Genomic DNA, 25,054 nt, shown 5'->3' with positions numbered 1-25,054 from the left:
CCTTGTTGCCGCCGGATTTAACCCGGCGGCATTTTTTTATGCGATGCAGCAAAGACCTGGACGTTAAGCAGATGTTCACGTTTTTTCTTGCCGGGCGATTTTTCGAACTTCAACGCATTCAATAAGTTGAAAATTCGGTGAACCCCCCGGCGGGCGTAGGAAAAAACCTTAGTTTTTTGTTGACTCCCTTTCCGACCCCCCTCTAAGGTCGGCGAGCGACCCGCGAGAAGTTGCGAAGCGCGCCAGGCGAGGGGTCGCCTGCCGCTTTCCGCCGATCCGCTTTCGAAGGGACCTGCCGCGATTTCCCGCGACGCTTTGGGGCGAACTTTTCGCCCGTCCTTACTGGATTTCTCGGGGAGATCAACCAATGCAGACGTTCCGCCAACCGCGTTACGCGGCGGTGTGCCGCCGTACCGCCCTCGCCCTCGCGCTGGGCATGAGCCTCGCCGGCACGGCGATGGCCCAGTCCAACGCCTCCGGCGTCATCTTCGGCCGCTCGGCCGAAGCCGGCAGCACCATCCATATCGAAAACCTGGACACCGGCTTCGCCCGCGACATCGGGGTGGACGCCGACGGCCGCTACCGCGCCGCCTCGCTGCCGGTCGGCCGCTACAAGGTCAGCGTGCAGAAGGACGGCAAGACGCTGGAGAGCCGCGACAACGTGCAGGTCGCGCTCGGCGGCGGCGTGGACGTCTCGTTCACCGGCGCCGCCACCGCCGCGTCCGGCAATGCGCAGACGCTGGAAGGCATCCAGGTGATCGGCAATGCGCTGCCGGCGATCGACGTATCGGCGGTGGACTCGCGCACCGTGCTTACCTCCGAGCAGCTGCAGAAGCTGCCGCTGGCGCGCAACGTCACCGCGGCCGCGCTGCTGGCGCCGGGCGTGGTGTCGGGCGACTCGCGCTACGGCAACGTGGCTTCGTTCGGCGGTTCGTCCGCGTCGGAGAACCAGTACTACATCAACGGCTACGCCGTGACCAACGCGCTGACCGGCCTGGGCTTCACCAGCCTGCCGTACGACGCGATCGACCAGCAGCAGATCTACACCGGCGGCTACGGCGCCGAGTACGGCCGCTCCACCGGCGGCGTGATCAACGTGGTGACCAAGCGCGGCGGCAACACCTGGAAGGGTGGCGTCGGCATGTATGTCATCCCGCAGTACTTCCGCGATTCGCCGCGCAGCATCTATCGCGAGAACGGCCAGCTGTACCAGTACCGCGCCGACAACAAGACTTCGTCCGAGCAGTACACCGGCTACATCAGCGGTCCGCTGATCAAGGACAAGCTGTTCCTGTACGCCGCCGGCGACTTCACCCGTACCACCGGCCGCACCGTGCTGCCGATCACCACGCCGCAGCAGACCAACGACGTCAGCAAGGCCACCAAGTGGCTGGCCAAGGTCGACTGGAACATCACCGACAACCACCTGCTCGAACTGACCGGCCTGTCGGACAAGACCAATATCGATCGCCAGGTCTACCGCTACGACTACAAGACCTTCCGCGCCACCGACTATCTGGGTTCGGACAAGACCAAGAACTTCGATTCCGGCCCGGGCTCGCAGCCGGGCGGCGACGTCTACATCGGCAAGTACACCGGCTACATCACCGACAGCCTGACGGTGAACGCGCTGTACGGCCGCAGCAAGACCGAGCACGTGCGCGACCTCGGCTATGCCTCCAACCCGAACTGCCCGTGGATCCTCGATTCGCGCCAGGGCTCCGGCGTCGGCGCGCCGATCACCGGCTGCGGCCTGGTCAACGGCACCGTGCTGGGCAAGGGCGCGCAGGACAAGACGCACGGCTGGCGCCTGGACGTGGAATACCGCCTGGGCGACCACGACCTGCGCGCGGGCGTGGACAACCAGACGCTCGAATCCACCGCCGGCAACGTCTATGAAGGCGGCTACCGCTGGGTCTACCGCAATGCCGGCCCGGTCACCGGCCGTCCCGACATCGTGCCGCCGCCCGGCACCCAGTATGTGGCCGAGAAGCGCCTGTTCCAGACCGGCGCCAGCGTGAAGGTGGAGCAGGAAGCGCAGTTCATCGAAGACCGCTGGCAGGTCAACGACCGCTGGCTGGCCTATGTCGGCCTGCGCAACGAGCAGTTCAAGAACCTCAACGGCTCCGGCCAGGTCTACGTCAAGCAGCGCCACCAGCTGGCGCCGCGCCTGGGCCTGACCTGGGACGTGTTCGGCGACTCCAGCTTCAAGGTGTACGCCAACGCGGGCCGCTACCACCTGGCGATCCCGTCGAACGTGGCCATCCGCGGCGCCTCGGCGTCCAACTACTACAGCGAGTACTACACCTACAGCGGGGTCGGCCCGAACGGCGAACCCACCGGCCTGACCCAGCTCGGCTCGCGCAGCTACTTGAACGGCGAGGACGGCACCACGCCCGACACCCGCAGCGTCGCCGCGCAGAAGCTCAAGGCCTACTACCAGGACGAGTACATCCTGGGCTTCGACAAGACGCTCGGCGCGAACTGGACCTTCGGCGCCAAGGCCACCCTGCGCAAGCTGAAGAGCTCGATCGACGACTTCTGCGATTCGCGTCCGTTCGAGAAGTACGCCGCGCGCAACAACATCGACATCAGCAACGCGCGCATCGCCGGCTGCTACCTGTTCAACCCGGGCGAGTCCAACACCTTCCTGGTGGACACCACCGGCCAGGGCAACTTCGTGCCGTTCAAGCTGACCAAGGAAGACTTCACCACGCCGGCCGGCGTGTCGTTCCCGGACCTGAAGCGCAAGTACTACTCGCTGGACCTGTACCTGGAACACCAGTTCAGCGACCAGTGGTATGGCCGCGTCGACTACACCTTCTCGCGCAGCTACGGCAATTCGGAAGGCCAGCTCAAGTCCGACATCGGCCAGCTCGACCCGTCGGTGACGCAGGACTGGGACGCGCCGGAAATCATGCAGTTCACCAATGGCCCGCTGCCGAACGACCGCAAGCACCAGCTGAAGGCGTACGGCTATTTCCAGGCCACCAAGGAATGGCTGTTCGGCGCCAACCTCGCGGTGGCCTCGGGCCGTCCGAAGAACTGCATCGGCTTCGACCCGGTCGACGCGATCCACTACGGCGCCTCGTACTTCGAGTGCAATTTCGAACCCAGCGCGCGCGGTTCGAAGGGCCGCCTGCCGTGGACGTGGTCGCTGGACCTCAACGCCGAGTACCGTCCGACCTGGGCGGGCGAGAACCAGCCACTGGCCTTCACCGCCAACGTGTTCAACGTGTTCTCGAAGAACGAAGAGCTGGCGGTGATCGAAGTGGGCGAGAGCTCGATCAGCAGCACCACCGGCAAGCCGGTGCGCAGCATCGACTATCTGCGTCCGGTGGCGTTCCAGCAGCCGCGCTACTTCCAGTTCGGCGTGCGCTACGACTTCTCGCTGTAAGCAAGCGAAGAAAGCAGGCCCAACCTCAAGGAGAAGATTGGTTATGGTCAAGCGCAAAGTCGCAGTTCTGATGGCAGTTCTGGTTGGTTTTTCCTACGCAGCCTCGATCGAGGCTGCGACAACCAAGGCCAGCAACGTGCTTTACCTCGACGCGCAAGGAAAAGTGATTGGAGAGAGCATCCTCAATTGCGACAACACCCGTGCCAAGGCCGGAGTTCAAAGTTCGGCATATACGGTGACGGCTTACGAGGGTTGCGGTACACCGATCTACTACTGCGACGCAAACGGATGCCAGGTTCTCCCTGGCGATACGTCGATTACTGTAACAACCTCGGCGGCAACCAATATGACGATCTCCGAGGCCTGTCTGAAGTATTGGCAGGCGGACTGTCCGAGCATCGAGGCTACGCGCTGGATCGGATGGGATTACGGCATTCCGTATCCGTAATCCAACTTGTCCATGATTGACCTTTCCGTGGCGCCAGGATCCTGGCGCCATTTTTTTCGCCGGTCAGTCCGTATGCAACTCGGCGACGAAATCGTAGATGTCGCCGCGGTACCAGGACACGGTGAACTCCACCACGCGCCCGTCGTCGAGAAAGCTGCGCCGCTCGATATTCAGTCCCGCGCTGCCGGTCGGCACGTGCAGCAGGCGTGCCTGCTGCGCACCCAGCGATACCGCGCGCAGGCGCTGCAGGGCGCGGCGCGGGCGGCAGCCCAGGCTTTCCAGCACTTCGTATAAGGAGTCGTGCACGATCAGCGGATCCGGCAGCACGCTGGCCGGCACTACGGTGCGCTCGATCGCCAGCGGCTCCTCGCGCGCATAGCGCACGCGGTGCAGGCGGGCGACCTGCACGCCGGGCGAGAGGTTCATCGCCATCGATTCCTCGGGCGTCACTTCGCCGATGCCGCGCTCGAAGAACTCCGAACGCGGATTCAGGCCGCGTGCGCGCAGGTCTTCGGTAAAGCTGGTCAGGCGCGACATCGGCTTGATGATGCGCTCGGCCACGAAGGTGCCCGCGCCATGGCGCTGGGTAAGAATGCCTTCCTCGACCAGGCCGGCGATGGCCTTGCGCACGGTCACGCGCGACAGGCTGAGCGCACGCGACAGATCGCGCTCGCTGGGCAGGGCCTGCCCGGGCTCGATGTCGCGGTGCTCCACCACATTGCGAATGGCCCGGCGCAGCCGCAGATAAGCCAGTGGCTGGTGGGTGGCCGCGTCGCGGCTCAGGCGGAAGTATTCGTTGACCAGGGCGGTTTCCATGGCGGCCAACATACCAATGACCATACCAATTCCACAAGCGCGCCTTGAAACCGGGCCTTGCAGGGGTTACCACTTGGCCTCCAGCCAGGTCCGGAAGGCCGCTGCCTAGCGGTCCGCACGAAGTGGTGTTGTCTGGTATTTGACTGGTACGTTAGGATGCACCGAACGGGCCGGATGAAAACGCCGGCCTCCGTCCACGCCCTATCCCTGAGGTGACTGCAGTGACGGCTTCTCCCCCCCTGGTCGACGCTTTCGACCTGGTGATCTTCGGCGGCACCGGCGACCTTGCCTTGCGCAAGCTGCTGCCCGCCCTGTTCCATCGCTTCCTCGACGGCCAGATCCCCGCCGGCAGCCGCGTGATCGGCATCGCCCGCGAAGGGCTTGACGACGACGGCTACCGCGCCAACCTGCGCAAGGTGCTGCTCGAAGCCGGCGGTGCCAAGGACCAGGTCGACGCCTTCCTCAAGCAGGTCGCCTACCGCTCGCTCGACGCGCGCAAGGACGAAGGCTGGGACGCGTTCGCCGCCCTGATCGGCGAACAGCCCGAGCACGTGCGGGTGTTCTATCTCTCGACCTCGCCCGAGCTTTTCGTCGACATCTGCAACCGCCTGGGCGAATACGGCCTCAACCGCGGCAAGTCGCGCGTGGTGCTGGAGAAGCCGATCGGCCGCGATCTGGCCAGCGCCAACCAGATCAACGACGCGGTCGGCCGCATCTTCGACGAGTCGCAGACCTACCGCATCGACCATTACCTCGGCAAGGAAACGGTGCAGAACCTGCTGGCGCTGCGCTTCGGCAACGCCCTGTTCGAGCCGCTGTGGAATGCCGGCCATATCGACCACGTGCAGATCACCGTGGCCGAAACGCTCGGCGTCGGCACCCGCGGCGCGTACTACGACCGCGCCGGCGCGCTGCGCGACATGGTGCAGAACCACATCCTGCAGCTGCTGTGCATGGTGGCGATGGAGCCGCCGTCCTCGCTGTCGCCCGACGCCGTGCGCGACGAGAAGCTCAAGGTGCTGCGCTCGCTCCGGCCCATCGACGAATCCAACGCCGCCCAGTACACCGTGCGCGGCCAGTACCGCGCCGGCGCCGCCGAAGGGCAGAGCGTGCCGGGCTATCTGGAAGAACTCGGCGCCGGGTCGAAGTCGCATACCGAAACCTTCGTGGCCTTGAAGACCGAGATCGAAAACTGGCGCTGGGCCGGCGTGCCGTTCTACCTGCGCACGGGCAAGCGCCTGCCGGAGCGCGTGTCCGAGATCGTGGTGGTGTTCAAGTCGGTGCCGCATTCGATCTTCGACGCCTCGGCCGGCCCGCTCACGCAGAACCGCCTGGTGCTGCGCCTGCAGCCGGACGAAGGCGTGAAGCTGTGGCTCACCATCAAGCACCCCGGCCCCGGCGGCCTGCGCCTGCGCCACGTGCCGCTGGACATGAGCTTCGCCGAAGCCTTCGGCGTATCGCAGCCGGATGCTTACGAACGGCTGCTGCTGGACGTGGTGCGCGGCAACCCCACCTTGTTCATGCGCCGCGACGAGGTCGAGGCCGCATGGCACTGGGCCGGCCCCATCCTGGATGCCTGGGGTGCGAGCGGCGAGTCGCCGCGTCCGTACACCGCCGGCACCTGGGGTCCGAGCGCGGCGGTGGCGCTGATCGAGCGCGACGGCCGCACCTGGAACGAAGACAGCGAGTAAGGCAGCACCACGCGCGACGGTGCGGCCTGGCTTCACCGTCGCGTTGCACGCCCCCACCTACACTCGATAACCCCCGCCGGCGCCCGCGCGCCCACCGCTTCCTCCCGCCGCCATGCCCGAGCACACCGACGTCACCACGCACAGCTTCACCGACTGCCACGCGCTGGCCCGCGCGCTGGCCGAACGCATCGCCGAACGCCTGCGCGCCGGCATCGCCGCGCGCGGCCAGGCGCTGCTCGCGGTGTCCGGCGGCAGCACGCCGGTGCACTTCTTCCGCCAGCTGGCACGCGCGGAACTGGACTGGTCGAAAGTACAGGTCACCCTGGTCGACGAACGCTGGGTGCCGGAAAGCCACGAGCGCTCCAACGCGCGCATGGTGAAGGCCGACCTGCTGCAGCACGCCGCCTCGGCCGCGCACTTCGTGCCGCTGTATACCGACATGCCCACGCCCGAAGCCGGCGTCGCCGCGGTGCGCGCGCGCATCGCCGCGCTGCCGTTTCCGTTCGACGCGGTGATCCTCGGCATGGGCACGGACGGCCATACCGCTTCGTTCTTCCCCGGCGGCGACCGCCTTGCCGAAGCGCTGGATCTGGCCGGCACCGCGCAGGTGCTGCCGATGCGCGCCAGCGGCGCCGGCGAGCCGCGCATCACCTTCACCTTGCCCGCGCTGCTCGACACGCAGGCGCTGTATCTGCACATCGAAGGCGACACCAAGCGCCAGCTGCTCGCCGATGCCCGCCTCGGCCTGGGCGCCGGCAAGGATTACCCGGTACGCAGCGTGCTGACCCAGACGCGCGTGCCGGTTGCCGTGTACTGGTGCCCTTGAGCACCGGACGCCAGGAGTGGGAAACGGGCGACCCTCAACGCCCGTTTCCCGCTTCTCCCCCTCTTCTCCGATCGAAAGCCATCGCATGAGCACGCCACTGCATCCCGTCCTTGCCGAAGTCACCGAACGCCTGCGCGAACGCAGCCGCGACACGCGCGCCGCCTACCTCGCGCGCATCGACGCGGCCGGCACCGGCGGCACGCACCGCGAGCGGCTCTCGTGCGGCAACCTCGCGCACGGCTTCGCCGCCTGCGGTACGGACGACAAGGCCGCGCTGCGCGAAGGCCATGCGCCGAACCTCGGCATCGTCACTTCGTACAACGACATGCTGTCGGCGCATCAGCCGTACGAGCGCTACCCGGAATTCATCCGTCAGGTGGCGCGCGAAGCCGGCATCACCGCGCAGGTGGCCGGCGGCGTGCCGGCGATGTGCGACGGCGTCACGCAAGGCCGCGCCGGCATGGAGCTGTCGCTGTTCTCGCGTGACCTGATCGCGATGGCCACGGCGGTGTCGCTGTCGCACGACATGTTCGACGGCACGCTGTACCTGGGGATCTGCGACAAGATCGTGCCCGGCCTGCTGATCGGCGCGCTGAGCTTCGGCCACCTGCCCGGCATCTTCGTGCCAGGCGGCCCGATGCCCAGCGGCATCACTAACGAGCAGAAATCCAAGGTGCGCCAGGCCTATGCCGAGGGCAAGGCCAACCGCGCCGAGCTGCTGGAAGCGGAAGCCGCCGCATACCACGCGCCGGGCACCTGCACCTTCTACGGCACCGCCAACTCCAACCAGATGCTGATGGAGATCATGGGCCTGCACCTGCCGGGCTCCAGCTTCGTCGCGCCGGACACGCCGCTGCGCGACGCGCTCACCGCCGAAGCGGTGCGCCGCGTCGCCGCGCTGAGCGCGAAGGGCGAGCAGCACCTGCCGATCGGCCATGTCGTGGACGAGCGCGCCATCATCAACGGCGTGGTCGGCCTGCATGCGACCGGCGGTTCCACCAACCATCTGCTGCACCTGGTGGCGATGGCGCGCGCGGCGGGCATCCAACTGCGCTGGGACGATTTCGACGCGCTGTCCTCGGTAGTGCCGCTGCTGGCGCGCGTGTATCCGAACGGCTATGCCGACGTGAACCAGTTCCACGAAGCCGGCGGCATGGGCTTCCTGATCGACCAGCTGCTGAGCGCGGGCCTGCTGCATGCGGATGTGCGCACGGTGTTCGGCACCGGCCTGGACGGTTATACGCAGGTGCCGTCGCTCGATGGCGCCGGTGCCGTGCAGTGGACTCCGGTGGCGAAGGAAAGCGGCAACCGCGGCGTGCTGCGCGGCATCGCCGAGCCGTTCCGCGCCGACGGCGGCCTGCGCATGCTCGCCGGCAATCTCGGCCGCGCGGTGATCAAGGTGTCGTCGGTGCCGGACGACCGCCAGGTGATCGAGGCGCCGGCCATCGTGTTCCACGACCAGGACGACGTGCGCAAGGCTTTCGAGCGTGGCGAACTCAATCGCGACTTCATCGCGGTGGTGCGCTTCCAGGGCCCGCGTGCGATCGGCATGCCCGAGCTGCACAAGCTCACTCCCACGCTGGCCGTGCTGCAGGACCGCGGCTACCGCATCGCCCTGCTTACCGACGGCCGCATGTCGGGTGCTTCCGGCCGCGTGCCGGCGGCCATCCACGTCACGCCGGAAGCGCAGGCGCAGGGGCCGATCGCGAAGATCCGCGACGGCGACCTGATCCGCCTCGACGCCACCCGCGGCACGCTCGACGTGCTGGTGGATGCGTCTGAATTTGCCAGCCGCGCGCCGGCTACCGCGGATCTCTCGCCGCACCATAGCGGCATGGGCCGCGAACTGTTCGGCCTGTTCCGCCAGGCCGCGGCCGAGGCCGATCTCGGCGCCGGCGTGCTCTGACCTTTCTTCCCAGGATTCTCCATGAGCCTCATCGAAACCAAGCAGCAGCAAGTCGAAGCCACCCTGCGCCTCGCGCCGGTGGTGCCGGTGGTGATCATCGACGATGCCAAGGCGGCCGTGCCGATGGCGCGTGCGCTGGTGGCCGGCGGTATTCCGGCGATCGAGGTGACGTTGCGTACGCCGGCGGCGTTGGAGGCGATTCGTGCGATCGCTGCCGAGGTGGAGGGTGCCGTGGTCGGCGTGGGGACGGTGCTGACCCCGCAGGATCTGGAGAATGCGCGGCAGGCTGGCGCGAAGTTCGCAGTGTCGCCTGGCGTGTCGCCGAAGTTGCTGGCGGCGGCGGACGACAGCGACCTGCCTTTGCTGCCGGGTGTGGCGACTGCGTCTGAGGCGATGAGCCTGCTCGAGCGCGGCTATCGCCATCTGAAGTTTTTTCCCGCGGTGCCGGCGGGTGGTCACAAGCTGCTGGGGGCGTGGGCTAGTCCGCTGCCGCAGATTCGTTTTTGCCCTACGGGTGGGATCAGTTTGGCGAGTGCGCCGGAGTTTTTGGCGTTGCCGAATGTGGTTTGCGTGGGGGGGTCTTGGCTTACGCCGGTGGATAAGTTGAAGTCTGGCGACTGGGTGGGGATCGAGGCGCTGGCGCGCGAGGCCGCCGCACTCAAAGCGCGCTCTTGATCGTCATCCCGGCGTAGGCCGGGATCCAGTAACGGTATCGCTCGGTTGTTGCGCTGATGCTAGGTTGTCTCGCCTGTCGGCGAGTGTTTCGTGCCGCTGCCGCGGCCCGAGTTACTTTTTCTCTGCGTGCCCAGAGAAAAAGTAACCAAAAAGAGAGGGCACCCTGCTTGGCGCCCTCAGCAGCGGAGCTGCTGAGGGTCCGTGAGGGCTGGCCGGGCTTTTTGACAGGGCATCCATGCCCTGATCAAAAAGGCGGGGACATCGTGTCCCCGCCCCCCTGCGGGGGCCTTTTCGTCCAGCCCTCACCGCCGGCGCCAAGGGGACCCGGTAGATCAAGAGCAAAGGCAAAAGCGCGCAAGCGGAACGCCGCGGCTGAGCCGCGAGCTCTTCGCTCGATTTTCGCCCCGCCCCGCATCCCCCTCTCCCCTCCGGGGAGAGGGTTGGGGTGAGGGGCCGGTGCTAGCCATAACCTCGAATCGAGCGACAGAAAAAAGCCGGCCCAGTTACCCAGGCCGGCCATATCACTCCATCACTCGCTAACCTCAGTTGACGCTGACCGCACTCCAAGCCGAAGCCACACCCGCGTACTGCGTCGACGTCGTGCCGTAGAGATCGGCTGCAGCCTTCAACGTCGCCGTACGCGCCGCCGCGTAGTTCGTGTTGGACGTCATATACACCGTCAACGCCCGATACCAGATCTTCTGCGCCGCATCGCGCCCGATGCCACCGGCCGCCGTATTGCCATTGCACACCAGCTTCGCGGCCGTCAGGTTGGCCGAGCTGCCCGCGCCAAAGCCAGCCGGTACCACCGCGCCTTCGGCCAGCAGATAGAAGAAGTGGTTGCCTACACCTGAGCTGTAATGCACGTTGAGCGAACCCACCGAGCTGCTCCAGCAATCGGCCGAGGCGCCGTCCAGGCTGGGCTTGAACATGTAGCGCAGCGCGGTGGTGCCGTTGGGGTTGCTGCGGTAGATCTTCTCGCCGATCAGGTAGTCCGGTACGTCGGTGCTGTTGTTGGCGTAGTACTCGACCATGGTGCCGAAGATGTCGGAGTTGGCTTCGTTCAAGCCGCCGGACTCGCCGGAATAGGCCAGGCCGGCGGTGGCTTGCGTCACGCCGTGGCTCATCTCGTGGCCGGCCACGTCCACCGCAACAAGCGGGAACCAGGTGGTGCCGCCGTCGCCGTATTCCATCGCGCTGCCGTTCCAGGCGGCGTTGTTGGAGGTGTAGGTGCCGCCGCCGACATTGATCTTCACGTGGGCATAGCTCTTCACGCCCTTGCCGTCGTTGAAGATGCCGTTGCGGCCGTGCACGTTCTTGTAATAGTCCCAGGTCTTGGACACGCCGTAGGCGATGTCGCCGGCCACGGTGGCGCGGTCGCTCTCGGCGTTGTTGCCCCAGGTGTTGTCGGTGTCGGTGAACAGCGTGGCATTGCGCAGGTTGGCCGAGGTGTCGTTCTTGCCCTGCGCGTCGTAGACCGAGCCATTGCCGCGCGAGGGATCGATCAGCTGGTAGCCGCCGCTCACCGAGTTGGTGACGATGCCGACATTGCCCACCAGCAGCGACTTGCCGGTGCCGTTGGCGGCGATGGTCTGGAACAGGTTCCAGCGGTCCAGCACCTTGCCGTTGGAAGCATCGACGAAGTAACGCATGTTGGCGGTGCCGAAGGTGTCGGACGCGCCCTGCACGTTCACCTCATAGGCCAGCACCGGCTTGGCGCCGCGTGCATAGATCACCAGGCCGCGGCTCTCGATGCTCTCGATCTCGCCGTTGAAATCCTTGCCGGCGGCGAGCTGCGCCTCGTCGGCCGTGGTGCGCGGCGACAGGCTGGGGCGGCCGCGGCCGCGCAGGGTGAGGCTGGCTTCGCGGAAGCGGCCGTTGTTGCTGTGCACGACCACGTCGCCGCCGATCACCGGCAGGCCGCGGTAGCTGCGCTGCATGCGCACGTGCTCCGTGCCATCGGGATCGACGATCACGTCGGTCGCTTCGAATGCATCGTCGGCGTCGGCCTGCAGCGCTGCGGACTGCTGCTTGGCCAGGCCCTTGGCGGCGCCGGCGATGGCCAGCTGGTCGAAACGCGCGGCCTGCGCACCGCCGGCGACGGTCAGCGCGGCGGCGATGGAGAGGCTCAGGACGTAAGGCTTCAAAGACATCACGACACTCCTGGATAAAAGTGGGCAAGAGGGCAGCGCGGCCGCATGCGTTGCGCATGCCGCCGAACAGGCACCGATAAGAAAGCTCCCTAGAGATCCCTCCCCTGAGCGCGGCTATCCTCCGGGTGCATCCATCGCAAGAACATAGGAATGTTTCGTAAGTTCTTCACGGGTCAATCACGCAAGGCTCGCGCAAGTTGCGAATGTGCTGCGCGTGGAATGGCGATGAGGTGACGCAACGAAAAGCCCCTCTCCCACCGGGAGAGGGGTTGGGGTGAGGGTACGGGCGGAGCGCAAAGGTGATGTGCACCGCTTCGGCCGAACCCTCATCCGCCTGCCGGCACCTTCTCCCGGAGGGAGAAGGATTCACGCATGAAGACTGATGCAACCGTGAAAGCTTTTTCCTTCACGCGCCGCGTTCGAGACCGAAGCCTTCGTCGATCCATCCGGTCAGCCCGCCGTTCATTTCCTTCACCGGCCTGCCCAGCTGCGCCAGCTTCACCGCCGCCTTATTGGCGCCGTTGCAATGCGGGCCGGCGCAATACACCACGAACAAGGTGTCGGCCGGAAACTCGCCCAAGCGCTGCTCGCTGATGGTGCGCGTCGGCAGGTTCAACGCGCCGGGCACGTGGCCGGCGGCATACATCGTTGGCGTGCGCACGTCGAGCAGGACGAAATCCTTGTCCTCGTGCTGCGTGGCGTAGTGCACGTCCGCGCAGTCGGTTTCGAAACCCAGGCGCGCCTGGAAATGGGCCAGGGCCTGCGGGCTGGCGGCGGCGGGAACGCGGTGGACGACGCTGCTCATGGGGCGGTACTCCGTGCTGAGGACGGTGCCAGTGTGGGCACTGGCGGCCGCCGCCGACATTGGCAAGAATGCCAGGCATCATGAAGAAACCGCCAAAGCGCGCGAACACCCTGGGTGGCCCCGCCAACCGCCATGTGGCGGTGCTGGTCTACGACGGCCTGTGCACCTTCGAGTACGGCATTGCGGTAGAGATGTTCGGCATCGCCAGGCCGGAACTGGAGACCTGGTACCGCTTCACCTCCTGCGCCGTGGATCGCGGCGCGATGCGCGCAGCCGGCGGCCTCAGCGTGCGCGCGGATGCCGGGCTCGAAGGCTTGTCCCGCGCCGGCACCATCATCGTCCCCGGCTGGCGCGGCGCCGATGCCGCACCGCCGCCCGCCTTGCTCGATGCCCTGCGCGCGGCGCACAAGCGCGGCGCGCGCCTGCTGTCGTTCTGCTCCGGCGTGTTCGTGCTCGCCGCTGCTGGCTTGCTCGACGACCGCGCGGCGACCACGCATTGGCGCTACGCGGAAACGCTCGCAGCGCGCTATCCGCGCATCCGGCTCACGCCCGACGTGCTCTATGTCGACGAAGGCAAGGTGATGACCTCCGCCGGCAGCGCCGCGGCGATCGACCTGTCGCTGCATCTGATCCGCCGCGACTACGGCCCGCGCATCGCCAACCAGGTGGCGCGCCGCGCGGTGGTGCCGACCCATCGCGACGGCGGGCAGGCGCAGTTCATCCCCGCGCCGCTGCCGGAACAAGGCGCTGCACTCGGCACGCTGCTGGAATGGATGCGCCGCCGCCTCGACCAGCCGCTGCCGATCAGCGTGCTGGCCGAACGGGCGCGCATGAGCGAACGCACCTTGCTGCGCCGCTTCGAGGAAGCCACCGGGCATTCGCCCAAGCAATGGCTGGTGCACGAACGCCTGGCGCGGGCGCGCGAGCTGCTGGAAGGCAGCGACCTGGCGGTAGAGCAGATCGCCGACCGCTGCGGCTTCGGCAGCGCCGATACGCTGCGGCATCATTTCCGCCGCGCGATCAAGCTCAGCCCGGCGCGGTATCGCGAGCGATTCGCGCTGGCGGGGCAGCGGGCATAGAGAAGCGGCGCCGCCGCCGCTAAGCTGCGGCCCGTTCCCTACCGGCGCCGATCCATGCTCTACATCCTCCTCGCCATCTGCTGCAGCGTGCTGGTGTCCGTCCTGCTGAAACTGGCGCGGCGCCACGGCATCGACGTGGGGCAGGCGGTCGCCTGGAACTACGTGGCCACCAGCGCGCTCACCGCCTGGGTGTTCCATCCCTCGCTCGATGCGCTGGCGCGCCCGGATGCGCCGTGGATCGGCTTCGTGGGCCTGGGCCTGCTGCTGCCGGTGATTTTCCTGGCGCTGGCCGCTTCGGTGCGCCATGCGGGCATCGTGCGCAGCGATGCGGCGCAGCGGCTGTCGCTGATCGTGTCGCTGCTGGCGGCCTTCCTGCTGTTCGGCGAAGCCACCAGCGCCTTCAAGCTGGCGGGTATCGGCCTTGGCCTGGTGGCCATGGCCTGCATGGTGTGGCGCGGCGGCGCGGCGCCGGGCGAAACCGGTGCCGCATGGTGGTGGCCCCTGATCGTGTTCGTGGGCTTCGCCGCGATCGACATCCTGTTCAAGCACGTGGCCCAGGCCGGCACGCCGTTCGCCGCCTCGCTGCAGGCGATGTTCGCGCTGGCCCTGGTGGTGGCGTTCGCGATCCAGCTCGGCCGCCGCGTGACGGGACGCATGCGCTTCACCGTGCGCGACGCGCTGGCCGGCCTGCTGCTGGGCCTGGCCAACTTCGGCAACATCGTGTTCTACGTGCGCGCCCACCAGGCCCTGGCCGACCGTCCGTCGCTGGTTTTTGCGGCGATGAACCTCGGCGTGGTGGCGCTGGGCGCCCTGGTCGGCACGCTCGCCTTCCGCGAAAAGCTCAGCCGGCTCAATCTGGCCGGCGTGGCGCTGGCCGCCGTGGCGATCGTGCTTGCCACGCGCGGCTGAGCGCAGGCATGACTTCTGGCGTGTGAAAGCCGGCACTTGCAGCGCCTAAGCTCGGGGACTTCAAGCCCTCCCCGAAGGAATCCCGATGCGCACGCTCCCCCTGGCCGCCGCCCTGGCCTCCCTGCTGCTCGCCGGTTCGGCGCTGGCCGCCGACAAGCAGGACAAGGACAAGCCCCAGGACAGCAAACCCGACGCCGCGCTGCTGCAGCCGCAGTCGTCGGAGAGCACCGGCTCCGTGCGCGTGGAAGGCAAGAGCATCGACTACAAGGCGGTGGCCGGCACCCTGATCATCCACGGCAAGGGCGACAAGGAGCACGAGCCGCAGATCAGCATGTTCTACACGGCGTACTTCAAGAAAGGCGCCGACGCCGGCAAGCGGCCGGTCACCTTCATCTACAACGGCGGCCCGGGCTCGGCCACGGTGTGGCTGCACATGGGCGCGTTCGGGCCCAAGCGCGTGGTCACCTCCGACGACAGCCACACGCCGGCCGCGCCCTATGGCCTGGTCAACAACGACTACAGCCTGCTCGATGCGTCGGACCTGGTCTTCATTGACGCGCCCGGTGCGGGTTTCAGCCGCCTGATCGCCGCGGACGAGGACAAGAGCAAGCGCGACGAGCAGATGAAGGAGCGCCGCAAGGAAGTCTACGGCGTGGACGGCGACGGCCATGCCTTCGCGCAGTTCATCACGCAGTTCCTGTCCACCTACGGCCGCTGGAATTCGCCCAAGTACCTGTTCGGCGAAAGCTACGGCACCACGCGCTCGGCGGTGCTGGCCAATATCCTGGAGAACCAGTCCAGCGTCGATCTCAACGGCGTGATCCTGCTCTCGCAGATCCTCAACTTCGATACCAGCATTGACGGTCCGGAGACCAACCCGGGCATCGACGTGCCCTATGTCGTGGCCTTGCCCACCTTCGCCGCGACGGCGTTCTACCACCACCGCCTGCCGCAGCAGCCGGCCGCGCTGGAGCCGTTCCTGCACGAAGTGGAACAGTTCGCGCTGAACGACTATGCCCAGGCGCTGATGGCCGGCAGCCGCCTCGACGACGCGCGCAAGCAGGCCGTGGCGGAGAAGCTGCACCAGTACACCGGCCTATCGGTGGCCTATCTGCTGAAGGCCGACCTGCGCGTCACCGGCGGCATGTTCGAGCAGCAGCTGCAGTCCGACGGCGGCGTCACCACCGGCCGCCTGGACGGCCGCTTCTCCGGCCCGTCGCTCGATCCGCTGAGCAAGGACTCCGAGTACGACCCGCAGTCCTCGGCGATCAGCGCCGCCTACGTCGCCGCGTTCAACGACTACGTGCGCAAGCAGCTGAAGTACGGCGACGGCCAGCAGTACCGGCTGTTCGCCTCGATCGACAACTGGGACTTCCGCCGCCCCGGCGGCGACGGCGAGCGCCCGATCAACGTGATGCCGGATCTCGCCAAGGCGATGAAGACCAACCCCAACCTGCGCGTGTCCCTGCATGGCGGCTATTACGACCTGGCCACGCCGTACTTCGCGGCCGACTACGAGATGCGCCACCTGCCGATTCCCGCCTCGCTGCAGAAGAACATCTCCTACGAATGGTATCCGTCGGGCCATATGGTCTACGCGCACGAGGACTCGCTGAAGAAGCTGCACGACAACGTGGCGCGATTTATCGGCGAGACCGACAACGTCAAGTAAGCCCCGCCGGCAGGCGTCCGCGAGTTGCTATGCTTGGCGGGCTCCGCGCCCGCCCTTTCCATACCGACTCCGGATTCCCCTATGCGCGACCTGATCGATCGCTACCTCGCCGCCTATAACCGTATGGACGTGCCCGCCATGCTCGATACGATGCATGCGGGCGTCGTGTTCGAGAATTACACCAAGGGTGTGCTGAGTGTGCGCACTCAGGGGGTGGCTGAGTTACGCCATCTGGCGGAGAGTTCGCTGCATTTGTTCTCTGCGCGGCGCCAGATCATCACGGCGTTCCGTGAGCATGGTGGCGATGCTGCTACGGCGGACATTTTGTTCGATGGCACTTTTGCCATCGATCTGCCGAATGGGGTGCGCGCGGGGCAGACTATTGCGCTCACTGGGCGCAGTGAGTATCGCGTCAGCGAGGGGAAGCTGGTTTATATCGCTGATTTCAGCGAGTGACGCTTTGCTTGTCGGCGCGGCGTAGGCCGCTCTTGCTCGTCATCCCGGCGTAGGCCGGGATTCTTTTGCGATATCGCCTGGTTTTCGCGTAGCCGCGATTGGGCCGCTTATGCAGCGGGCATTTCGGACGCCTGCCGGCGCCCGAGTCACTTTTTCTTTGCTGGCCCAAAGAAAAAGTAACCCAAAAGAAATGGCCTTAGAGCAAAGGCTCGCGACGCGACTAGAAGGAGCGGTGGGCGGCTGCGGTAACTTGATTGACCTGGGTCTATACGAAACGACGGTGCGTTTACGTAGCGGGTGCTTCAACGTGCCGTGGCGAAGAGGATGTTCAATGACTGGCGCCGGCTTTTGCTCTTCGTTCCTGCATGCCCCACTCCTTCACCCCTCTCCCCTCCGGGGAGAGGGCAGGGTGAGGGGTCGGGCGGAGCGTAACAGTGGGGAGAGGGAGAAGTGATGTGGCGCTTCATACAGGAGCAAACCGCAAAAGCCACCTCAGTCGCTGAACGTCCTCTCGGTGACGGCACGTTGAAGTACGCGCTACGCAACCGCACTCCCGCTTCGGGTAGACCCAGGTTAATCAGGCTACCGCAGCCGTAACTGCTCCTTCTAGTCGCGTCGCGAGCCTTTGCTCTGAGGCTATTTCTCTTTGGTTACTTTCTCTTTGAGCCAGCAAAGAGAAAGTGACCCGGGCGCCGGCAGGCGTCCGGAATGCCCGCTGCATAAGCGGCCCATTCGCGATATCGCGAAAACCAGGCGACACAGTCACTGGATCCCAGCCTTCGCTGGGATGACGAGCAAAGCGGAGGCGCCAGGAATGCCCGCTGCATAAGCGGCCCAATCGCGGCCAGGCGAAAATCGAACGATACCGCTACTGGATTCCGGCCTGCGCCGGAATGACGAGCAAAGCGGCCCCCTGTTCAGCGCGACGCAACAGCGCATTCTTCCAGCGCTGCTGCCGCGCGGAATCGGCATCCACCAGCCACTGCGGCTTGCCCGCCACCAGCGCCGCCACCGCCACACCATCCTCATACAGCACGCGAGTGCCAACCACCGCCGGCAGGCGATTACCACTCAGCACCGTGCCGACCAAATTGAGCGGATCGCAACCGCTCAGGCAAACGTACTGGCCGTCGTTCGGCAGCTGCCGGATAGTTCGCAGCTTACCGATCGCCTCCGGCAGCGCGAACTGCTCGCCGACCAGGCCCTCGACGAAGCGCCCGCCGCGGATCTCGCCGCGTGCCTCCAGCCGGTGATACACGCGCAGCAACTCGCGCCAGGTCGGCAGCCACGAAGCCTCGCGTTCCAGCAGCTTCCAGAACACCACGCCATAGCGGCGCAGCAGAGTGCGCGCGACGTGCTCGACGTATTCGGCACGCTTGCCGTCCTTGCCCTCCGGCACCAGCGGCGCACGCACCAGCGACCAGCGTCCGGCGTCTTCGATGCCGCTCAGCATATGGCGGCGCACGCGGCGGTGGCGGTGTGCATCGCGCTTGGCGGCGGGCAGCAGCAACGCGCGCAGGCCGGCGAAGCTGTCGGCGGTGACGCGGCCGGCGGCGACCAGTTCGCCCAGCGCGTCTTCCAGTTCGGTGCGCAGCAGATGCGCGGCGCTCATCAGTTCGTCGAAGAACAGCGCGCCATGCTCGCGCAGCACCTCGGCCACGGCCTGGGCGCGCGAGGAAAGCTGCAGCTCCTGCGGCTGGGCCGCGCCGGCGATGCCGCTCCACAGCGCCATCTCCTTGCGCGGCAGCAGCACGATCGGCGTGGCGCGCACGGGGCTGCTGCCGCCGGTGGCGCCGCGCAGGCGGTTCCAGCCGACGCGGCCGGCGCGGCACAGGTCGTCCAGCCAGGTGATCGAGTAGTCGTCGATGCGCGCCGGCAGCAGCTCGGCTTCCCAGGCGCCGGCCGCGGCTTCGTAGCCTTCGAGCTGGGCGATGGCGGCGGGCAGCGCCTCCGGTCCGCTCAACCGCGCGCCGGGTGCGACGTGCTGCCAGTCGAACTGGAAGCGCATGAAGTCGCGCCGGCTGACCGGCTCGATCTCGCGGCGCAGGCGGCCGATGGTGTAGCGGTGAATGCGCGCCAGCAGGTGGCGTTCGCACCATTCGGTGTCGGTGGCCGCGGGCGTGAACTGGCCCTGCATCACGTAGCCTTCGGATTGCAGGCGCAGCAGGGCCGTTTCGACGTCGCTGTGATCGGCAGCGAGCGAGGCGGCGAGCGTCGCAACCGTCACCGGACCAAGGCCGACCAGGCGTCCACGCACCATTTCCAGCAGCGCGTCTTCGCGCGTCCACGCTTGCGCGAGGAATTCGGCCGGCGCTTCGATCGCCGGCTGCATGGCGATATCGGCATGAATGGCCGTCCACAGCGGCAGCTTCTCCGCCGCCACCCACACCTGCCAGCCGGCGTGGGTCGGTGAACTCAGCAGAGTGGCGCGGCGGGCGTTCGCCAAGGCCTGCAGCAAGTGTTCCCAACCGTTACGCGCCGCTTCCTCCGCGGTGACGAAGCCGAGCACGCTCAAGGCTTCATGCATCTCGTCGGTGCCGCGCACCTGCGGCCAGGCTTCGCCGCGTACCGCTTCGATCGCCTCCGGATCGAGCTTGCCCAGGTCTTCCGCGCTGTCGCCGTCGTTCCAGCGGCGCGTCTGCACCGCTTGTGTGCGGCGTTCTTCCAGCGGCGCGTCGTCGAGGTAGGCATACGGCGCGGCGGTAAGCACTTCGGCCGCCAGCGGGCTGGCCGTGGTGAGGTCGCGCGCGATCACGTTGATCTCGCCGCTCTCCAGCCCGCGCAGTATGTGCAGCAGGCCGTCCACGTCCATGGCGTCGCGCAGGCAGTCGTACAGCGTCTGCTCGACCAGCGGGTGATCGGGAATCTGCCGTTCGCCGACGATGTTCTCCAGGCAGGCCACCTGGTCGGGGAACACGGTGGCGAGCAGGTCTTCGCTGCGCATGCGCTGGATCTGCGGCGCCACTTTGCGCCCGCCCTGGAAGCGCGGCAGGGCCAGCGAGGTGGTGGCATTCCAGCGCCAGCGCACGGGGAACAGCGGCGCATCCAGCAGTGCCTGCACCAGCACGTGCTCGGCCGTGTTGGAGTGCAGATAGCGCGCCACTTCGATCAGCGGGAAGCTGTGGCTGGTCGACAGCGACAGCACGATGGCGTCCTCGGTCGCCGCCGCCTGCAGCTCGAAATTGAACTGGCGGCAGAAGCGCTTGCGCAGCGCCAGGCCCCAGGCGCGATTGATGCGGCTGCCCCAGGGCGTATGGATCACCAGCTGGGTGCCGCCGGATTCGTCGAAGAAGCGCTCGAACACCAACTGGTGCTGGGTGGGCAGCGCGCCCAGCGCGGCCTTGGCCTTCGCCAGGTAATCGGCCAGCTGCTGCGCGGCGGCATCGCTCAGGCCCAGCGTGTCCTTCAGCCAAGCCAGCACCTCGGGTACGCCGCCTTCGTCGAGCTGCGCGGAGACGGCTTCGCGCAAGCGCGACACGCCATGCGACAGCTCGTTGCTGCGCCCCGGCGCTTCGCCCAGCCAGAACGGAATGCTCGGCGGCACGCCGTGCGCATCTTCCACGCGCAGGCGGTCGCGCTCCACGCGCAGGATGCGGTAGCTGGTATTGCCAAGCTGGAAGATATCGCCGGCGAGGCTTTCCACCGCGAAGTCCTCGTGCACGCTGCCGATCACCGTGGCCTGCGGTTCGAGCACCACGAGATAGTCGGCAGTATCGGGAATCGCCCCGCCGGAAGTGACCGCCGTGAGCCGCGCCCCGCGCCGTGCACGCAGCTGCTTGTGCACGGCATCGCGATGGATGTAAGCGGCACGCGCACCGCGGCGCGTGGTGAAGCCGTCGGCCAGCATGCGCACGATGGCGTCGAACTGCTCGCGCGGCACGTCGCGATACGGATACGCGCGGCGCACCAGGGCGAACAGCGCGTCCTCGTCCCATTCCTGGCAGGCCACTTCGGCCACGATCTGCTGAGCCAGCACGTCGAGCGGGCGCGGCGGGATCGCCAGCGTGTCCAGTTCGCCGCGGCGCACGCAGTCGAGCAGGGCGGCGCATTCGGCCAGGTCGTCGCGCGAGGTGGGAAACAGGCGCGCCTTCGGCGTGCCGTTCACCGCGTGGCCGGAACGTCCTGCGCGCTGCAGGAAGGCGGCGATGGAGCGCGGCGAGCTGAGCTGGCAGACCAGGTCGACGTCGCCGATATCGATGCCCAGCTCCAGCGAGGCGGTGGCCACCAGCACTTTCAGTTCGCCGCGCTTGAGGCGCTGTTCGGCATCCAGGCGCTGCTCGCGCGCCAGGCTGCCGTGGTGCGCGGCCACGGCTTCCTTGCCCATGCGCTCGGACAGATGGCGCGCGACGCGTTCGGCCATGCGGCGCGTATTGACGAAGGTCAGCGTGGTGCGATGCGCCTGCGCCAGTTCCGCGAGGCGGTTGTAGACCAGCTCCCAGGCGTCGTTCGACATCACCGCTTCGAGTGGCACGGGCGTGACTTCGATGGCGAGGTCGCGCTTGCGGGTGTGCCCAACGTCGACGATATGGCAGGGCTGTTCGGTAGCGGCGGCGGAGTCGAACGTGGCGGCGAGCGTGGCGGCGAGCGTGGCGTCGTTGCCTTCGCCGACCAGGAACTTCGCCACGTCCTCGATCGGTTTCTGCGTGGCCGACAGGCCAATGCGCAGCAACGGCCGCTGGCATAGCGCTTCCAGCCGCTCCAGCGACAAGGCCAGGTGCGAGCCGCGCTTGGTCGAGGCCATCGCGTGGATTTCATCCACGATCACCGTGCGCGTACCGCCCAGCATCTCGCGCCCGGAGGCCGAGCCCAGCAGGATGTACAGCGATTCCGGCGTGGTCACCAGGATGTGCGGCGGCTGCCGGCGCATCAGGTTGCGCTCGGCCTGCGGCGTATCGCCGGTGCGCACGGCGGTGCGGATGGCGACATCCGGCAGGCCCAGCGCCGCAAGCTCCGCGCGGATGCCTTCCAGCGGCGCTTCCAGGTTGATGTGGATGTCGTTGGACAGCGCCTTCAGCGGCGACACGTACACCACCGTGGTCGCATCCGGCAGCGCACCGCCGTGCGCCAGGCCTTCGCGCACCAGGCCGTCGATGGCGGCCAGGAACGCGGTCAGGGTCTTGCCGGAGCCGGTCGGGGCGGCCACCAGGGTGTGACGGCCATCGCGAATGGAAGGCCAGGCGGCCAGCTGCGCCGCGGTGGGCGCCGGGAACGTGCGCTCGAACCACTGCCGGACCGCGGGATGAAAATCTTGCAGGGACATGGGCTTAGGCTCGCCTCGAGCCGGGGCGGAGAGAACATTCTAGATGGGGGCGCGTCAGAGCGCCGGCAAGGCGCGGGCCGGGTCACTTCCGCCGTTAGCACGCATGAATGACAATATTGCGTCACAGCAATGCGCCCGCGCACTGCGCGCACTGCCTACGGTTGCTTATCCATCCCGGGGAAAACCAATGTCCGTCGCCCACCCGTCGCGGTTCGCCGTGCTTGCCGTATCCATTGCCCTCGCCCTGTCGGCCGCCGCCGCCCAGGCGCAGGACGCCGACAACCAGCCTGCCGGCAAGAAGAAGCCGGTCGAGCTGCAGGCGGTGACCGTGACCGCCGAAAAGCGCGTGGAGAACCTGCAGAAGGTGCCGATCTCCATGACCGTGCTCACCTCCGAGAAGCTCGAAGCCTTCGGCCAGGCCGGCGACGGCGTGCTGCAGCTGGCCTCGCGTGCGCCGAGCGTGTACGCCGAAACCTCGTACGGCCGCGAATTCCCGCGCTTCTACATCCGCGGCCTGGGCAACAGCGACTTCGACCTCAACGCTTCGCAGCCGGTGTCGATGGTGTACGACGACATCGTGCAGGAGAACCCGATCCTCAAGGGTTTCCCGCTGTTCGACCTGGAGCAGGTGGAAGTGCTGCGCGGCCCGCAGGGCACGCTGTTCGGCCGCAACTCGCCGGCTGGCGTGATCAAGTTCGAATCGCGCAAGCCCAGCCAGGAAACCACCGGCTACGCCCGCGTCTCCTACGGCACCTTGGGTACCGCCAACGCCGAAGCGGCGCTGGGCGGCGCGCTGAGCTCGCACTGGTCCGGCCGCGTGTCGGCGCTGGCGCAGCACCGCGACGGCTGGATCGACAACGACTACACCGGCAAGAAGGACGCGCTCGGCGGCTACAACGACCGCGCCGTGCGCCTGCAGGCGCTGTACGAGAACGGCGACTTCAGCGCGCTGATCAACACCCACGCGCGCTGGCTCGACGGCAGCGCCATGGTCAACCGCGCCAACGCCATCCCGATGGGCGAGAACAGCTTCGCCCCGGGCTTCAGCCGCGACACGGTGTACCAGGACGGCCGCAACAAGCAGCACCTGTTCAGCTGGGGCAGCAACCTGCACCTGAACTGGAAGCTCGGCGACTACACCTTCACCTCGATCACCGGCTTCGAGAAGGCCACCACCTACAGCCTGGGCGACGTGGACGGCGGCATCGCCATCCCGCACGACCCGAGCCAGCAGAAGGCGGTGACGCCGTTCCCGTCCGAGACCGCCGACGCGCTGCCGCACGACCGCCAGCTCACCCAGGAATTCCGCCTGGCCAGCAATCCGCAGGACCGCCTGAACTGGCAGGTCGGCACGTACTACTTCCACGAAGACATCGCGATCAACAACTACGACTACGCGACGCTCAACAACCACGCGCTGGACGGCTACGCCAAGCAGCAGCAGCGCACCAATGCGTGGGCGGTGTTCGGCTCGGCCGACTACCACATCACCGACGACGTCGACGTGCGCGCCGGCGCGCGCTATTCGCACGACTCGCGCACCTTCCGCGTCGACCGCCTGCTCTCGCCGATCGGCGGCGGCCCGCTGACCCTGGGCGCCGAGCCGCACGATTCGCGTTGGAGCGGCGACGTCACCGCCACCTGGACGCTCAACCCCAACCTCAACGTGTACGCCCGCGTGGCCAACGGCTTCCGCGCGCCGAGCGTGCAGGGCCGCGTGCTGTTCGCCGACTTCATCTCGCAGGCGAAGCCGGAGACCATCACCTCCTACGAACTGGGCCTGAAGAGCACGGGCATGGACAACCGTGTGCGCTTCAACGCGGACGTGTACACCTACAACATGCACAACCAGCAGCTCACCGCGGTGGGCGGCGACATCAATGTCACGCGCCTGTTGAACGCGAAGAAGACGCAGGGCTATGGCGCCGAGTTCGACCTGGAGGCCTACCTCACGCCGAACTTCATCGTCACCGCCGGCGGCAGCTACAACCACACGGAGCTGAAGGATCCGACGCTGGCGGTCGCGCCTTGCGGCTCCGGCTGCACGGTGCTCGATCCGCTCAATGCCTCCGGCAACGCGCTGGTCAACGGCAACGACCTGCCGAACGCGCCGCGCTGGATCGGCACGCTGACCGCGCGCTACGGCATCCCCTACGGCGACAGCGGCGAGTTCTTCGTCTACACCGACTGGAATTACCGCAGCGACGTGAATTTCTTCCTCTACGAGTCGAAGGAGTTCCAGAGCAAGCCGTTCCTGGAGGGCGGTTTGCGCGCTGGCTATAACTGGGATTTCGGTAAGCGCGAGGTGGCGCTGTATGCGCGCAATGTGACGAACAAGAAGGTCATCACTGGCGCGATCGATTTCAACAACCGCACGGCGTTCGTGAACGATCCTCGTGTGGTCGGCGTCGAGTTCCGCGCCGAACTGTAATTGGCGGCTGGGCGCCGCGGCCTTTGGTGGCGGCGCCCCTTTGCTCGTCATCCCGGCGTGGGCCGGGATCCTTTTGCGGTATCGCCTGGTTTTCGCGGTGCCGCGATTTGGCCGCTTATGCAGCGGGCATTCCGGACGCCTGCCGGCGCCCGGGTCACTTTCTCTTTGCTGGCTCAAAGAGAAAGTAACCAAAGAGAAATAGCCTTAGAGCAAAGGCTCGCGACGCGACTAGAAGGAGCAGTGGGCGGCTGCGGTAGCCTGATTAACCTGGGTCTACACGAAACGACGGTGCGTTTACGTAGCGGGTGCTTCAACGTGCCGTGGCGAAGAGGATGTTCAAGGACCGAGGCCAGCTTTCGCTCTTAGCTCCTGCCTACCTCACGACTTCACCCCTCTCCCCTCCGGGGAGAGGGCAGGGTGAGGGGGCGGGCGGAGCGAAACGTCCGCCGTGCCTCACACGCAAAGGCCTAAAGATCGGCGAAGCCTTGCAGATTAGGTTGAGGTGAACCCCGGCGGCGCGCTCCGCCCGG

General features: G+C 66.9%; 16 protein-coding genes. 11 read left to right on the top strand and 5 right to left on the bottom strand.

From position 1 onward, the window contains the following. Positions 1 to 17: 17 nt before the first annotated feature. Positions 18 to 368: a hypothetical protein gene (locus tag KK141_RS16740; RefSeq protein WP_214571126.1), complete on the bottom strand. Its 351-nt coding sequence runs from the start codon at positions 366 to 368 to the stop codon at positions 18 to 20. On the opposite strand from KK141_RS16740, the gene KK141_RS16735 reads away from it, so the two are divergent. Both KK141_RS16735 and KK141_RS16730 read left to right on the top strand, forming a co-directional pair. Then, complete coding sequence (locus KK141_RS16735; protein WP_214571125.1) at positions 368 to 3,397, top strand: TonB-dependent receptor; 3,030 nt, start codon at positions 368 to 370, stop codon at positions 3,395 to 3,397. The genes KK141_RS16740 and KK141_RS16735 overlap by 1 nt on opposite strands. Before the next feature lie 43 nt (positions 3,398 to 3,440). Further along, positions 3,441 to 3,845 (top strand): DUF6289 family protein, encoded by a 405-nt coding sequence (locus KK141_RS16730; RefSeq protein WP_214571124.1) that lies wholly within the window; start codon positions 3,441 to 3,443, stop codon positions 3,843 to 3,845. 63 nt (positions 3,846 to 3,908) lie between these two features. On the opposite strand, the gene KK141_RS16725 is transcribed toward KK141_RS16730, so the two are convergent. Beyond that, the gene (locus KK141_RS16725; RefSeq protein WP_167253761.1) at positions 3,909 to 4,661 is read right to left on the bottom strand and encodes a GntR family transcriptional regulator; all 753 of its coding nucleotides are present in this window, start codon (positions 4,659 to 4,661) and stop codon (positions 3,909 to 3,911) included. Positions 4,662 to 4,882: 221 nt separating this feature from the next. On the opposite strand from KK141_RS16725, the gene zwf reads away from it, so the two are divergent. The 4 genes from zwf (at position 4,883) to eda (ending at position 9,759) form a co-directional block, all read left to right on the top strand. Beyond that, the gene (gene zwf / locus KK141_RS16720) at positions 4,883 to 6,352 is read left to right on the top strand and encodes a glucose-6-phosphate dehydrogenase (protein WP_214571123.1); all 1,470 of its coding nucleotides are present in this window, start codon (positions 4,883 to 4,885) and stop codon (positions 6,350 to 6,352) included. Between the two features lie 112 nt (positions 6,353 to 6,464). Continuing rightward, the gene (gene pgl, locus KK141_RS16715; RefSeq protein ID WP_214571122.1) at positions 6,465 to 7,178 is read left to right on the top strand and encodes a 6-phosphogluconolactonase; all 714 of its coding nucleotides are present in this window, start codon (positions 6,465 to 6,467) and stop codon (positions 7,176 to 7,178) included. Between the two features lie 85 nt (positions 7,179 to 7,263). Further along, the gene (gene edd, locus KK141_RS16710; RefSeq protein ID WP_214571121.1) at positions 7,264 to 9,084 is read left to right on the top strand and encodes a phosphogluconate dehydratase; all 1,821 of its coding nucleotides are present in this window, start codon (positions 7,264 to 7,266) and stop codon (positions 9,082 to 9,084) included. 21 nt (positions 9,085 to 9,105) lie between these two features. Further along, positions 9,106 to 9,759 (top strand): bifunctional 4-hydroxy-2-oxoglutarate aldolase/2-dehydro-3-deoxy-phosphogluconate aldolase, encoded by a 654-nt coding sequence (gene eda, locus KK141_RS16705; RefSeq protein WP_214571120.1) that lies wholly within the window; start codon positions 9,106 to 9,108, stop codon positions 9,757 to 9,759. Between the two features lie 542 nt (positions 9,760 to 10,301). Here the strand turns inward: eda and KK141_RS16700 are convergent. Both KK141_RS16700 and KK141_RS16695 read right to left on the bottom strand, forming a co-directional pair. After that, positions 10,302 to 11,906, bottom strand: a complete 1,605-nt coding sequence (locus tag KK141_RS16700) for a M4 family metallopeptidase (RefSeq protein ID WP_214571257.1) — start codon at positions 11,904 to 11,906, stop codon at positions 10,302 to 10,304. A gap of 412 nt (positions 11,907 to 12,318) precedes the next feature. Beyond that, a complete protein-coding gene (locus KK141_RS16695) occupies positions 12,319 to 12,717 on the bottom strand; it encodes a rhodanese-like domain-containing protein (RefSeq protein ID WP_214571119.1) in 399 nt (132 codons plus the stop codon). 80 nt (positions 12,718 to 12,797) lie between these two features. On the opposite strand from KK141_RS16695, the gene ftrA reads away from it, so the two are divergent. The 4 genes from ftrA to KK141_RS16675 all read left to right on the top strand — a co-directional run bounded on the left by ftrA (position 12,798) and on the right by KK141_RS16675 (position 16,833). Then, on the top strand, positions 12,798 to 13,796 hold the full coding sequence (gene ftrA, locus KK141_RS16690) for a transcriptional regulator FtrA (protein WP_214571118.1): 999 nt from the start codon (positions 12,798 to 12,800) through the stop codon (positions 13,794 to 13,796). Positions 13,797 to 13,850: 54 nt separating this feature from the next. Further along, on the top strand, positions 13,851 to 14,705 hold the full coding sequence (locus KK141_RS16685; protein ID WP_214571117.1) for an EamA/RhaT family transporter: 855 nt from the start codon (positions 13,851 to 13,853) through the stop codon (positions 14,703 to 14,705). Positions 14,706 to 14,790: 85 nt separating this feature from the next. Next, positions 14,791 to 16,377, top strand: coding sequence for a peptidase S10 (locus KK141_RS16680; protein ID WP_214571116.1), 1,587 nt, complete (start codon positions 14,791 to 14,793; stop codon positions 16,375 to 16,377). A gap of 81 nt (positions 16,378 to 16,458) precedes the next feature. Further along, complete coding sequence (locus tag KK141_RS16675) at positions 16,459 to 16,833, top strand: nuclear transport factor 2 family protein (protein WP_168648768.1); 375 nt, start codon at positions 16,459 to 16,461, stop codon at positions 16,831 to 16,833. Positions 16,834 to 17,701: 868 nt separating this feature from the next. Here the strand turns inward: KK141_RS16675 and KK141_RS16670 are convergent. Next, positions 17,702 to 22,093, bottom strand: a complete 4,392-nt coding sequence (locus KK141_RS16670; protein WP_214571115.1) for a DEAD/DEAH box helicase — start codon at positions 22,091 to 22,093, stop codon at positions 17,702 to 17,704. Positions 22,094 to 22,280: 187 nt separating this feature from the next. Here KK141_RS16670 and KK141_RS16665 point away from each other — a divergent pair, with 187 nt between their 5' ends. Continuing rightward, entirely contained in the window at positions 22,281 to 24,524 is a 2,244-nt protein-coding gene (locus tag KK141_RS16665) for a TonB-dependent receptor (protein WP_214571114.1), read from the top strand. Positions 24,525 to 25,054 lie beyond the last annotated feature (530 nt).

The organism is Dyella sp. LX-66, from assembly GCF_018599165.1.
Taxonomy (GTDB): Bacteria; Pseudomonadota; Gammaproteobacteria; order Xanthomonadales; family Rhodanobacteraceae; genus Dyella_D; species Dyella_D marensis.
This window is presented reverse-complemented; position numbering and strand designations above follow the sequence as displayed.